This is a genomic window from Coleofasciculus sp. B1-GNL1-01 (assembly GCF_040220235.1).
Lineage (GTDB): Bacteria > Cyanobacteriota > Cyanobacteriia > Cyanobacteriales > Coleofasciculaceae > Coleofasciculus.
In genome coordinates, this window is record NZ_JAVJTO010000082.1 from 17,448 (window position 1) to 30,804 (window position 13,357).

Genomic DNA, 13,357 nt, shown 5'->3' on the forward strand with positions numbered 1-13,357 from the left:
CAACAATTTTGTAACCACGAAGGCTGATGAAATTTTATTAATATCTACATCATCTTGATCAGATATCCGGATGAGTAACCTGTTCAATTTATTTCACTCTCATCATCGCTAAAATATGGGTCAGCTAAGACGAATCAATTACGTATTGCCCGTTCCCTGTTCCCTATTCTCTGTTCCCTGACAACCCCTAAGATGCGCTGCACAGAGGACGCGCCCCCCTGTTGTGGGTTAAATTAAGAAATAGAAAATTGGACGACTGACAACGATTGCTGCCGAACTGGGCGCAGTATTACCATGAAACGCAATTTATCCCGCCAAGTCTTACCTGTATTCCTCGCGATCGCAGGAATTATCTCATCTACCAGTATCTCCCATTCCCAGAGTGATCTGCCCTGCTACCTAGAAGACAGCAACGGCAATGTCATTGATCTGGGTCACCTTTGTGGTAGTGGTAGCAGTACACCCTCGGTGATTCGAGTTCCGATCAAACGCCGAGTTTCAGGAATTCCGGTCGTTGATGTCCAATTTAATGGCAACAGCCGTTTTGAAATGCTCTTCGATACAGGAGCGTCTGGGATTGCCATTACCCCCCAAATGGCACAAGTCTTAAACGTTGCGCCAGAAGGCATCGTTATCACCTCCACGGCGGGTGGCAAAGTCGAAGTTCCGCGAGGTCGCGTTAATTCTGTCGCCGTCGGCGGTATTGAAGTCACGAATCCGGAGGTGACGATTAATCAATACCTCGATATCGGACTATTAGGACAAGGATTTTTTGGTGTCTATGATGTGACGATTAAGGAAAATGTGATCGAACTTAGATATCGGTAGGGAGGAATGTTGAGGCAAGTAGGGGCGGATGCGAGGGAATTGGGTTTAGCTGTTGATGGTAACGTTGATTCAAAACCTACCCCCATCAAGTGCGATAATTATTTATTAAATGACCAATGACCAATAACCAATACCCAATGATTAATGACAAAGGACAAATTACCAATGATGTGGCAATCTTTCTGGAGTCGTCGTGTCTGGATCGCTTTATTCAGCACATTAACCCTACTCAACAGTGCATGTAGTAATGGTGAGGCGGATACGGTTTCAAGTCCGACTCCGACGCAAGCCGCCAGTCCGGTTTCCACCCCTTCCGCTTCTCCCTCGCCCAAACCGCAAGCCTCAAAACCCCAGCCGCCGTCACCCCCTCAATCAGATACCTACGAAGACGCCATTGATGTGGCGACAAGTGCAGTTACGATTAGTCAATCAGCGGTGAGTCGAGAGGATTGGAAATTAGTGGCGAATCGTTGGCAAGAAGCCATTGAGTTACTAAAAGCTGTACCCGCTTCCAGTCAGCACCACTCAACCGCCCAACAAAAGCTATCTCAATACCAAAACCTGCTGGCGGATGCCAAACAGCGATCCACACCGCCACCACCGAAACCGAAACAAGGAGATAGTAGTCCCCAGTTTTTCTCAATACCGATTAAAGGAAAAGTTCGGGGTATTCCCATTATCGAAGTCACCTTTAATGGTCAACGGGAATTTGAAATGCTGTTTGATACCGGGGCGACGAATACGCTAATCACCCAGACGATCGCGTCGTCGTTGAATTTAAAACCGGTTGGGTTCAGCCAAATGAGTGTAGCCGATGGCGCGGTTGTACAAATGCCAGTGGCGATTCTGGAGTCCATAGAAGTTGATGGTCGTCTGAAACGAGATCTTGAAGTCGCGATCGCACCGCCAGCTATGCCTGTTGGACTGTTGGGACATGACTTTTTTGACGGCTATGACATCACCATCAAAGATACTGTGATTGAATTTCGCAAACGTTCATAAGTGGGTTGTCCTTTGTCCTTCGTCCTTTGTCCTTTGTAAGGGTTTAAATTAAAGAAGTATTCTACATAAGACGAATGACCAATGACCAATGACCAATGACCAATGACCAATGACCAATGACCAATGACCAATGACCAATGACCAATGACCAATGACCAATGCCAAATCCATTTCCGGGGATGAACCCCTACCTCGAACAAGCCGACTATTGGTCAGATTTTCACAACCAATTGATTGCGGCATTAGCGAGAACACTGATTCCCAAGCTATTGCCCAAATATCGGGTAGTCACAGACAAGTGGGTGTATAAAATTGCTGGATCGAGTGCGATCGCCATTGGTAGACCTGATCTTACCGTGCAGCAGCGCCGCACCCAGACATCACCCATCTCGACAATTACCACGCGATCGCAATCCACTGTTCAACCGATTCAGGTGGCTGTTCCCCTCCGCCAAGAAGTACGGCAATCTTATATTCAAGTGAAAGATGCCGCCACAAAAGAGGTTGTCACGGCAATTGAAGTGCTATCTCCCGCTAACAAAGTCGGAGACGGTCGCCAAAAATACATAGCCAAACGGCAACGGGTGCTTGAAAGTCTAACGCATCTAGTCGAAATTGACTTATTGCGACAAGGGCAAGCTTTACCTCTAGAAAACGATAGCATTCACAGCCATTATTGTATTTTAATCAGCCGCGCCAATACTCGTCCTTGGGCAGATTTATACCCGTTCAATCTCCGCGATCGCATTCCCCCTTTCTCACTTCCTTTACGCCCTGAGGACAGTGAACCCGTGGTTGATATACAAACGTTGATTAATGAACTCTACGAACAGTTAGGATATGACTATTTTATCGATTATAGTAACAGTCCCCCGTCACCTTGGTCTCTGTCTGATGTAGAATTTTGGCTTAATTTACCATCCAACTTTGGTGACGATTAACCTTAGGACTGTTGCCCAAAATCGATTCATTTCCAGAGTAGCTAATTCCTTTCTGGGTGAACAAATAAACTTCATCCTGCTGATAACTTAATTGAAACTTAGGTGTATTTTGTAACCGTTCTAACAATTGATTAACCACCTCTGGACTACTTCCCCAACCCGGATGACGCCGATTCAATAGTACATAATCAAATTCCCTTAACTCAGTTGTTTCCGCACCGACTGTTACCAACTTAACCACAGGGCGGTGGGTTAAGTGGGGAGCAACTTGGGCAGGAACTAAAACAGAACCTTTAGTTTGAATTTGAGCAATGGCTTCCCTTGTCGCTTGCCAAGTATCGATGGATTCCAAATATCTCGACCAAAAATAACCAAATTTGGCTAACGCTAAAAATGCAACCAATGACCAGATAATCATGCTTCGCGGGTGGCGTAACCATCCCTTTCCGGCGGCTAATGTAGAAATGACGGCTAATAAGAGAAAAGGCAGTGCTGGTAAAGAGTACTGATGAATTAAATCTTTTTGGGGTTGGTAGTCAGTGATTAAGTTTATTATCAAAGTAGGAACTGCACCAACTAAAGGAATTAGATGCTGGGGTGAAAGTCCCCAAATCAGAGGTGAGAACAGCAAAGCCAAATATTCTAGGTTAGGCAAGGTAAAAATTCTTCCCAATACTAACCCCGGTTTAAGAAGCAGATTTTTTGCGATTTCTAGAACCGAGTCTCCTAAGAAAGCATAGCGCCCGACTGCTTCAACACCATTGGGTCTAAAGGAGGGAATAATCACTTGAGTGGCAATTAAAAACCAGGCAATTCCTGCCGCTAAAGCAATCCCACCACACCACCGCTTTTTCTCAAAAACTAACAACCAAAACCCCATGGCGGCTACCGTCAGAGATAAAGCATCCCGACACGCCAAAATCAAAACAATTGCCCCACAAAACCAAATCTTACGATTCAGCCGCGCCGCCAAAACTGCGCCTAAAAAAGCGGGTAAAGCGATAACTTCGGCATGGAAATCAAATAGATTGAGATTAAAAACTAATGGATACAGCAGATAGACAATTGCCATTGCTGTTGCTTGGGACTCCTTTAACCCCGCTTGACAGGCGAGATAAAAGGTGGGTAAAGCACCGACAGCTAAAGCAATGGCTTGCACCGCAAACAGCCAATGGACATCGGGATGGATTTTGTACAGTAAAGCGAGTCCATAGAGAATCCAATCCGCATGACCGCCCATAAAATGATAACCCCAGAAGGAAACAATCGGGGTTTGTCCCTGGCTAATCAGGTAAGTCGCTTGGTCAAAATAGCCCAAATCAAAAGCAGTGGATTGAAATAGGGCGTGTCGTAAGCTGCTACATATCAATAAGATTAAAGCACTTACCGCGATCGCAGACCTAACCGTATTAAGAGACCGACTTGTTGCCATACTACTTGCAGGGAGTTAAGATTTACCTCACCACTATTCCCCTAGAAGGGCAGGTTTCGTCAAGTTATCGGACTTAGCGGTAAAACCCGCCCCGATATCTCTACTTCCCGCTTTCCCCAACTCAAAATCCCCGAAATAGGATTAACCCAGTCTGAAATAAACCGATCACTACACCCAAAATCCCGCCTAAATTAACAATCGCTTGCAATTCATTTTTGACAATCACTTTAACGGCAACTTCTAAGGATTCTGGTGATGTGCCTCTGACCCGTTCTACAATGAGCTGATCAATGGATAAAATGGGAATAACCTGCGTCACCAATTTTTCTAAATCTTCTTCCAGATAACGCTCCAAAATTAATGCTAGTTCTTGACTAATTAATTCCATTGAGCTAGTCATAATCGCCGACTCTCGCAATCGGTTTAAGATTAATACCGCGACCTTTTCCCAATCAATGGATTGACTGAAACCCTGCAAAAATTCACCGCCCTGCTCTCGGATATAAGTACGTACTGCATCCCGCATGGTTTTGCGTAACTGTCGCACCGTAGACACAGGCAAATTTTGTAGGGATAGAGTTTGCAGCCATATCTGTAGCCGCTCACGGGCACCCAAAGCGGTCAGTAATTCTTTTAGACGCGCATTAGTTTCCTCTTTCTCATCTAAGCAATAAGTTCGCAAACGGGTAAGAGTATTGCGTAGTCCAAATAAATTGGCAACAATCCAATAGGTGCCGCTTGTCTTCTCGCGAAACCCTTCATCAATGATTTGGATATTGCGATCGGTTAAAAAATCAATAATCCCTTGACGCAGCACATCAGGCGGTAATGCCACTTGCAAAATCCACTGGGAAAGCTGTTGCGCTTGTTGATCATTCAGTTGAAACTCCAGCAAAATCTGGTCGAAAATTTGGTTAAGCTGGGCTTCTAAAAAATTCTCGCGACGGGCTAAAACTTTGAGTAAACGGGGCAATGATTCGCCTAATAAGTCGTGGAGGATAGCCGCAAGAATCTTAGCTGTTTTCTGTTCCTTATCCAACTGGACTTGTTCCAACGCCAGATTGAGCATCCACAGAATTGCCCCACGCACCCGTTCCCGATGCAGTAGACGCCGTGCTAGTCGTTGCATCTCCGACGGGGTTAACAAAGAACCCATGATGGTATCGGATACCCGTTTGGCTAAGCGTTCCTGATTATCGGGAATCAAACCGGGTGTAAACGGTAACCGCCGCTTGCCAATGTAGATGGGGCGGTAGGGACGGAATAGCATTTTAATGGCTAAATCATTAGTGAAATAGCCAATAATTCCCCCCGCGATTGGAGGCAAAAATAGCAGCCACAGGTTCGATAAATTCAAAACAGCAATCGGCGTAATACAGAATGGACAAGCAAGGATTGGTGGAAAGGGTTGACTTTGGCGTTTTATCATCTCCAATCCCTGATCCCCATTTTAGGCTCTACGGTTCAAGGGGCGGGTAAAAAAGCTAAACGACACCCCCACACCCGACACCCCACACCCTGCCAATTCCTCAAGTTGTTTACCCATCCCATCAAGATGCTATGGTTTCCTGATGACCAAAACGCCCATCATTCCCCCAGCGATGGGATAGTGAGTGGCTTGGCTAAATCCCGCATGGTGGGCAAGTTCAACCTGCTGTTTTCCGTTGGGGAATCGCTCTAAGCTGGGAGTGATGTAGGCATATTCTTGTTCTAAGCCCAAGGATTTGGCACGGGGTACGACAATTGTGTCGAGATACCATTGCTGAAACTGACGTAGGGCTGGGTGTTGAGGACGATGAAAGTCTAGGATAGCCGCCTTTGCTCCCGGTTTGAGGACTCGGTACAGTTCTCGCAAACAACCGGGAATATCGGTAACATTCCGCAAACCATACCCCATGGTGGCACCGTGGAAAAAATTATCCTGGAAGGGTAAATCGAGAGCATCGGCTTCAATCCAGTGAAGGGTTAAGGGGGGATAATGATAAGTTGCCCTGGCTTTCGCGATCGCGAGTAGCCGAGGCGAAAAATCAACCCCATACACCTGACCCGTTGCGCCCACTTCTCGTGCTAGCAGTTCGGCTAAATCACCACTCCCACAGCATACATCTAAACCAACCTCACCTGGCTCTAGATCGCACCACTTCACCGCCATCTTTTTCCAGATCCGGTGTTGACCTAAACTTAACCACTGGTTGAGTTGGTCGTAAACTGGGGCGATGCGATCGAATAAATGGCGGATTTCTGATGGGGAATGGTCATTTGTCATTTGTCATTGGTTCGGGAATAGGGAATGGGGGAAGCTGGGGGAGATGAGGGCGGGTTTTGAATAAACTTTATCATCAACCGCGCCACAGAAATCCCTAAACCCGCCCCTACAGATTTAACACTCACAGAAATCCCTAAACCCGCCCCTACAGATTTAACACTCAACGACTGGTTGCGATCGCTAAACCAACCTGCTGGGCGGATAGGTGAATCAGTTTTAGCTCATCTTCACTCAGTTTACGCGCCTGTTGTTGCCATTGGAGGGAGAGTAGAGCGAGGAGTTCGCTGCGGTGGACAATTGGAATCAGCAGGTGGGCTTTAATGCCAATTTTCTGGTAATACTCTGTGGCTTCTTTGGGAGTTGCACCCGGGGCATTAATCCAAACTTGTAATTGGCGATTAGCGATCGCCTCTGGCAAGAGGGGATCGGATTCTAGGGGGTTGACAAGGGATTCATCTTGGCTGTGTGTACCTTTTACATCTATCAAATGATCCTCTTCTACGAGTTGCAGGATACAGGTATCTGTGCCAAAGCTGTCGCTAAATACTTGGGCAATTTTAGGCAAGCTAGTTTCTAGGCTGTCTGAATCTTGCGCCACTTGCACCAGGGTTTCCATGAGTGCCATTTGAGCATGGGCTCGCTGCAATTCCTCGGTGCGTTGCTTCAGGAGTTCGTAGGTTTGAACTGCCCGTTCTACAACGGTTTTGAGTTCATTCGGGTCCCAGGGCTTGGTTATGTAGCGATAGACTTGTCCGGCATTAATGGCTTCTACTAAGTCTTCCACATCCGTAAACCCGGTTAAGATAATCCGCATGGTATCCGGAAACTGGGGGACAGTTTTGCTCAAAAACTCCGTTCCCTTCATTTCTGGCATCCGCTGATCAGAAATAATTACGGCGACTTCTCCCTCATTAGCAAGAACAGAGAGGGCTTGAGCGCCACTTTCAGCCCTGAATACGTTAAAGTGACGCCGGAAGGTGCGGTAGAGGAGATCCAAGTTATCGGGTTCATCATCTACCACAAGCATTTTCGGTTTTTGCGATCGCTCCAAACTCATGAACTGACGAGTGATATTATCAAAATTAGGGTTCACCTTGTCCATAACACTACAACAAACTCCCAGCGAGTCAGTTTGAACCGGCGAGCCACAAGGGGAAGGCTATTCTGGTCTTTCCTGTTGCCCAATAGATGTCAACTGTCTTAACCTTAAGCTTTTTATCTAACCCTAGCGAGCTTTTGCTTAAATCAATTACTATTTAATCACGAGAAATTTGAGACATCTGATAACTCAAAAAAATACGGCAAGCTTTTCTTCCCATTATGACTGAAATATCATCTGGAAATCCTCACCATAATCTTCAAGCTAACTCAGAGACAGTAGATGCTGATGCACTAATTCAGTTGCTCAGGCGCAAAGAAAGTAACTGGGTGGAGTGGGGACAAGCCTGTCAACAACTCCAAAGTGCTGGCTATAGTTCCCAAGCCGTTTTTGAACAAACAGGGTTTGAGCCAATTCAACAGAATCAAGTCATTGTAGCATCTCAGGTCTATGAAACGTTAGTTAAAGCGGGAGTATCAGAGGCGGTGCGATCGCGCTTTGATCGGACGGGGAGTGATATCCTCTATGAGTTGCGGATTCTCACCCAACCGGAACGAGCCGCCGCCGCTGAGTTTATTGTTGCCAGAAATCTGGATGCAGATGGTGCCCGTGAGGTGGCAAAAGCGATGAAAGAGTTGTCGCGTCGCCGTAGCCTACCGGAAGGATTTTCGGATCACCCAGGTGATGCCGTAGCTTACCAATACTGGAAACTTGCCCAACAACAGCAGAATTTACAAGAGCGATCGCGCTTAGTCGCACGAGGGTTAATGTTTGCTCATAGCCAATCGTCGCGAGAAGAAATTGAGCAGTTACTCACAGAACCTTTTGGAGGGAACCGCCGTCGGGCACCCCGTTTGCCTCTCTATCGCGTGGAAGCGAGTGAACAATTACCGCGACTGATCCCAGTGGTGGGTCAATTTCCAGTAACCACCGCCGAGTTCCAGCAAGTCGGGGCGGTGAAGACAAAGGGGGCGTTTCAGATTGTGGATTCTGCCCATCAGCAACAGATTGTCGCCATCCCCGGTTGGCAAATCGTCGCCAAGGCACAAGAGCCTGTGGCAATTTTGGGTAATATCACTCAGCTTCCTAAGCAAGAGAATCAAAATTCAGAAGCCGTGTTGCTAATTATTGAGCGCAAAACACCAAAGTGGGATGCTGATAATTATTATATGGTTGATCAATCGGGGACGTTAGCGATCCAGTGGTTTTCGGAACAGCCGGATATACCGTTACTGGGACAGCTAATTCTGGTGTTGCGTCCGAAGAAAATTCTCGATGAACCATTGAGTCGGGATCTATGGCAAATTGACGAATAAGTCATTTGTCATTCGTCATTGGTCATTTGTCATTGGTCATTTGTCATTGGTCATTTGTCAGGGAACAGGGAACAGGGAACAGGGAACAGGTAAGGTAGAGTTTTGAGTTAACTTCCTCATCTCCCCCATCTCCCCCAGCTTCCTCTACTTCCCCCGCTTCCCCCGCTCCCTCTGCTTCCCCAGCTCCCAGACGTGCCATGGCACGTCTCTACATTGCTCCCCCATCTTCCCCTAAAAGTGATCGGTATCACTAAGCCGTCGGAGGGTTATCACTTTCTGTTTGTAAAATTTGAGGAAAATTAACATAACTTGACTTGAGTGATGTTATGCGGTAGCTGTCTATGCAATCTCCTATTCTTCTCCCGGGCGCTCTCTCGGAACTCTTTGCCCAAGCCACCAGTTCTGGTTACATGACGAAAGCTGACCGCTATGGACTGATGGCAGCAATTTTAGGCGAAGATCTCAGTACAGACGAGAAATGCGTTATCGATCGCCTACTGCGGGCGGTACGGCGAGGACGGCTGCATTTAGCTGATGAACTGTCTGCTGTGCTGACGGATTCCCATCTGTCTTTCTCGGCGATGGTTTTAGCGGGCGGACAAAGTTCTCGCATGGGTCAGGACAAAGCCTTGATTCCTATTCAAGGTATGCCGTTACTGAGACAGGTTTGTACCATTGCCCTTAAATGTACTCGTGAAGTTTTTGTAGTCACGCCTTGGCCCGAACGATATCGAGAAATTCTACCGAAACATTGCCATCTCATCCAAGAAATGCTCCTTTTGGGAGAGGCTCAATCTCACGGTCCTTTGGTCGCTTTTGCCCAAGGATTAACTCAAGTGAAACGGGATTGGGTGCTTTTACTTGCCTGTGACTTACCCCAACTTCAAGGTGAGGTTTTGCAAAATTGGGGGAGTCAGTTGACAAATACTCCCAAAGAGGTAATGGCTGTACTCCCCCGAAGTCCCAAAGGATGGGAACCCCTGTGTGGTTTTTACCGACGCCAATGCTTACCCCAATTAATCGATTATATTAATCAGGGAGGGCGATCCTTTCAAAAATGGCTGGCACAGCATCCTGTCCAGGAACTTCCAGTTCGCGATCGCCAGATTTTATTTAACTGTAATACCCCAGAAGATTTAAAAGTTATCAAGAGTTGACAAGCTACTTAGGATCTTAGGTATTGTTTCCATTAGGCATTAGGTATGATCAAGTATTTCCATGTCCGCTGCACTAAAGACAGGTTAAACAAACATGGGGATAGGATTAAGCTGTTCCTCGGTTAGGGGGGCTTTTAACCATCCCAACTTGACAGGAACATCATAAAGTCTTCCGGGCGCAAACTGTGCCCAAAAGTGACGCAAACCGGGAACGATGACTTTAACCACACTCATGCCTATATCGGGACGGGTTTGGTTGAGAACCAGGGTTTCTAAACCCTGTTTGGCAACAAGGTCTACACAGCGTTTTACATCCTCAAGACAGTCATCGCTCCAGTGCTGAGTGTAATCGCGATACACTTTGGGTGTAACATTGGCGTCTGGTACTAGGTAAGGCTGGTTCTCTAAGGTTGCGGTTTCACACCACGTTTGCATATCTGGCCGAGAAAACGTCGCTTTGCCCTCCCGATTAGGGGCGCTTGCCAGAAACACCATCTGGTTCATTTCTGTTACCGCCCGGAGGAGGGCAATTTTGACGTCAAAATGGCAGCCAAAACCGAAGCGGATGTCTTCTGGTTGTTGATTGGTACGCCTAGAAATGGCGGCAAAGGTGGGAATACCTAGGTCACTGGTAATGTCCAATACCCAGAAATCCCGGTGTAACTTGTGGTAATAGGCTTGCAACTGTGGCAAATAGGGTTGGTCAAAACTCTCTAGCTGTACCCCAGGTCTTGAGAGGCGATTGTACCACCACAACGCCACCGCATCACGCTCTACGAGTTCCATGAATCCCTGGAGAATGGCTTCTTCTAGGGTATTGCCAGAAGCATTGCCGTTGGTATCGGACCAGCAAAAACAATAATTGTCGGGGAGAGGATAACTAAAGTAACAGTAAGCGGTGGGTAGATATTTGAATCTCTGATGAGTCAAAGACCAAACCGGAGTCCAGTCGATTTCACGGGTTTCATCGAAAGGTTCGGGAATCCATTGAATTAGTTGGTGCTGTGGGTTCCACTCCTGTCGGATGCTGTATTGGAGTTGACTGTAATGGAGATAAGCAGAGGGATGGATGGTGGACTCTCTCATTTGGAAATAGGTTCCCCTGACTCGCATTTCATCCCCACTGTAGGTGCCAGAATACCGTTCAATGGCTTCTCCTAAGCAACTGGCTTTGGCTTGCAGGTTGGTTTTCCCTTTTCCGATACTGTTACGGCGTACCACCTGACGCCAATCTTGCCAGTCGCCGTCTTCTCTGGGCCAGCCGTGTTCGGCTAGATAAAGGTGAATCAAGCCATTTTCACCCGGAAGTGGATTAAATAGCCGTTTAATTACCCCAGTAATGGGACTAATGTTATGTTCGTATCGTTTTAATGTTTGCTCAGGGGAACAAGTCCGATGTCCGCCATCGACGGTGAATTGTTTCTTTTGGCTGGTGAGGACTAGGGGTTGCAGTTGTTGCTGGGTGATCAGTTTGGGTTCACCACAACTAGGACATTGGGGGCGTTGCACGAAGGCATGATGTTGCAGGTTTAAATTTACCAAGTCGAAGGTGATGATTTTGCTTAAAAGTTGGCGGTTGTTCCCGGTTATCCATTTGGCGATTTCTGTGGCGGCAATATTCAACCCTGTCTGCAAGGTAGAGGGGAGGATAGAACGGGAAATGGGAAATGGTGTGGTAATTCCTTTCTTGTCTTGCAGGAATGACTCGAGTTCCCGGTTAATTCTAAGACGCTGTGCCAGACATTGCCAACACCCTGTTTTGCCGGGATGAAAAATTGGACCAATCCAAAGGCTAGCGCCTACGGGTTTGATTAATAACCAAGGTTTTTGCGTTTGTAGGGCGTTTTGATTAAACGAATCTAACCCAATTTGCAGATAATCATCTGTGAGAACGATTGACAAATCTCCTTTGTCCCCAACCTGGATATTCAGGGATTTGAGTGACCAGATTAAGGGTTCAGTGGGGACATTACCCAAGGCGGTAACGGTAACCTGAGTGTTTTGCAATCGGCGTACAGCGACTTGGGTATCTGTGTTGATTAAATGCCAAAATGCTGCTGCTTCAGGGGGTAAGGTGTCGTCGGCTTCGGTAATATAGCCTTTGTTCTCTAAAAGGGTTAGGGCGTAGGTAATTTCAGTTGCCGAGGCTTGTCCTTTGAGTTGCTCAATGATTGACTCGATAGGATGATTACCATTAAGAAGAGGTGCCAGTAGCACATAAAGGCGTCCGCTCAACGTAAAATGTTTGTTTTCACTCAGCAGGAACAGATGCTTAGGTGGCGCAATTTCCACATGGAAATGCTCCTTGAATTTTGGCTTGTGCAGCATTATTTTTTCGGCTTGCAGACAATAGTTGTCAAGATGAAAAATGCACCCTGATTGGTGCCAGCACGCTCCGGAGCCAGTTTTGTGAATAGTCCTCAAACCTTGACCAATGACCAATGACCAATAACAACTAATTACAGTTTAATGGTGTAACAGGTGTGGCACTCAAGGTTTGTTGTTTAATTTCTAGCATCTCTTGCCTCAAGGCGTCGAGTTGGGTACTCATGGTTCTAATTTCAGCATCTTTTTGTTGAAGTTTTTGGGAAAGTGCTTGGATAGCAGCTAAGGCGACTCCATTAGCATCCACAGTATTGATGAAGCGATTATCTTCTCCCACATTAAAAGCAGTGGCAAAGTCCTGTGCCATCGGTCCAATATGGCGGATGTTGGCATTCTCATTTTTATAGTTCCAGGTTGTAATCGGCAGTGCTGCCACTTTCCCTAGAATCTCCTGCACATCTGCTTTAGCGAAGTTTGCTTTTTGGTTGCGATCGCTCCTTGATTTATGACGCACTCGGAATGAGTCGTTGGAGTCATATCCAGTTTCTATTTCACCAACTTCTGCTTTAGCCGTCGTTGGTGCCACAGAGTTAACAACCTGATCTACCAACTCCACATCTAGATATAAGCCACCAACACAAGCGCCTGCTTCCTCATCCGACAATTCTTTGATTACCGACAATTCTTTGATTAAGTCTGTTTCGTTGTTCCAGTCTACTTCTTGGGGGTTCATTGGTTCTTCCTTTCTAAATGCCAGTTCATGTACAAGAATAACTGAAAATTGCAATTAATTCAATAAGCAAATTATATTAATTTTGGTAAGTTCTTGTAAGTAAGCACAGCTTCTTGTAATAATTGTGTAAACCGACCCAATCCAGAAGCGTTGCTGCGTTGATGCATCGGTTGTTTGATGTTTTAGACGGTGGCAATTTAAGTACATATACTCATTAAAATCTTGGGTTTGAGTGGAAGTCAATGTCCGAAAAAGTCT

Annotated in this window: 13 protein-coding genes; 5 read left to right on the forward strand and 8 right to left on the reverse strand. The window is 46.4% G+C overall.

Annotated features, from left to right (window positions below; genetic code table 11):
• Positions 1–294 precede the first annotated feature (294 nt).
• From RID53_RS19955 to RID53_RS19965, 3 genes are all read left to right on the forward strand, one after another.
• A complete protein-coding gene (locus tag RID53_RS19955; RefSeq protein ID WP_446389750.1) occupies positions 295–828 on the forward strand; it encodes a retropepsin-like aspartic protease family protein in 534 nt (177 codons plus the stop codon).
• Between the two features lie 165 nt (positions 829–993).
• A complete protein-coding gene (locus RID53_RS19960; protein WP_446389751.1) occupies positions 994–1,830 on the forward strand; it encodes a retropepsin-like aspartic protease family protein in 837 nt (278 codons plus the stop codon).
• A gap of 158 nt (positions 1,831–1,988) precedes the next feature.
• Complete coding sequence (locus RID53_RS19965) at positions 1,989–2,771, forward strand: DUF4058 family protein (protein ID WP_446389752.1); 783 nt, start codon at positions 1,989–1,991, stop codon at positions 2,769–2,771.
• Here the strand turns inward: RID53_RS19965 and RID53_RS19970 are convergent.
• The 5 genes from RID53_RS19970 to RID53_RS19990 form a co-directional block, all read right to left on the reverse strand.
• Entirely contained in the window at positions 2,740–4,203 is a 1,464-nt protein-coding gene (locus RID53_RS19970) for a DUF2079 domain-containing protein (RefSeq protein WP_446389753.1), read from the reverse strand. The genes RID53_RS19965 and RID53_RS19970 overlap by 32 nt on opposite strands.
• Positions 4,204–4,324: 121 nt before the next feature.
• Positions 4,325–5,560 (reverse strand): DUF445 domain-containing protein, encoded by a 1,236-nt coding sequence (locus RID53_RS19975; RefSeq protein WP_446389843.1) that lies wholly within the window; start codon positions 5,558–5,560, stop codon positions 4,325–4,327.
• 201 nt (positions 5,561–5,761) lie between these two features.
• Positions 5,762–6,469 carry a bifunctional demethylmenaquinone methyltransferase/2-methoxy-6-polyprenyl-1,4-benzoquinol methylase UbiE gene (gene ubiE, locus RID53_RS19980; protein ID WP_446389754.1) on the reverse strand — a complete coding sequence of 236 codons (708 nt, stop codon included), beginning with the start codon at positions 6,467–6,469 and terminating at the stop codon, positions 5,762–5,764.
• Positions 6,466–6,633 carry a hypothetical protein gene (locus RID53_RS19985; RefSeq protein ID WP_446389755.1) on the reverse strand — a complete coding sequence of 56 codons (168 nt, stop codon included), beginning with the start codon at positions 6,631–6,633 and terminating at the stop codon, positions 6,466–6,468. The genes ubiE and RID53_RS19985 overlap by 4 nt, the downstream gene beginning before the upstream one ends.
• On the reverse strand, positions 6,630–7,571 hold the full coding sequence (locus tag RID53_RS19990) for a response regulator (RefSeq protein WP_446389756.1): 942 nt from the start codon (positions 7,569–7,571) through the stop codon (positions 6,630–6,632). The genes RID53_RS19985 and RID53_RS19990 overlap by 4 nt, the downstream gene beginning before the upstream one ends.
• A 218-nt stretch (positions 7,572–7,789) precedes the next feature.
• Here RID53_RS19990 and RID53_RS19995 point away from each other — a divergent pair, with 218 nt between their 5' ends.
• On the forward strand, positions 7,790–8,884 hold the full coding sequence (locus RID53_RS19995) for a RuBisCO accumulation factor 1 (RefSeq protein ID WP_446389757.1): 1,095 nt from the start codon (positions 7,790–7,792) through the stop codon (positions 8,882–8,884).
• 43 nt (positions 8,885–8,927) lie between these two features.
• Here the strand turns inward: RID53_RS19995 and RID53_RS20000 are convergent, their stop codons facing one another.
• On the reverse strand, positions 8,928–9,083 hold the full coding sequence (locus RID53_RS20000) for a hypothetical protein (protein WP_446389758.1): 156 nt from the start codon (positions 9,081–9,083) through the stop codon (positions 8,928–8,930).
• Positions 9,084–9,450: 367 nt separating this feature from the next.
• On the opposite strand from RID53_RS20000, the gene RID53_RS20005 reads away from it, so the two are divergent.
• Positions 9,451–10,041: a molybdenum cofactor guanylyltransferase gene (locus tag RID53_RS20005; protein ID WP_446389844.1), complete on the forward strand. Its 591-nt coding sequence runs from the start codon at positions 9,451–9,453 to the stop codon at positions 10,039–10,041.
• Positions 10,042–10,125: 84 nt separating this feature from the next.
• On the opposite strand, the gene RID53_RS20010 is transcribed toward RID53_RS20005, so the two are convergent.
• Both RID53_RS20010 and RID53_RS20015 read right to left on the reverse strand, forming a co-directional pair.
• Complete coding sequence (locus RID53_RS20010) at positions 10,126–12,369, reverse strand: TOMM precursor leader peptide-binding protein (protein ID WP_446389759.1); 2,244 nt, start codon at positions 12,367–12,369, stop codon at positions 10,126–10,128.
• Positions 12,370–12,496: 127 nt separating this feature from the next.
• Positions 12,497–13,099, reverse strand: coding sequence for a tail fiber domain-containing protein (locus tag RID53_RS20015; RefSeq protein WP_446389760.1), 603 nt, complete (start codon positions 13,097–13,099; stop codon positions 12,497–12,499).
• Positions 13,100–13,357: the final 258 nt, after the last annotated feature.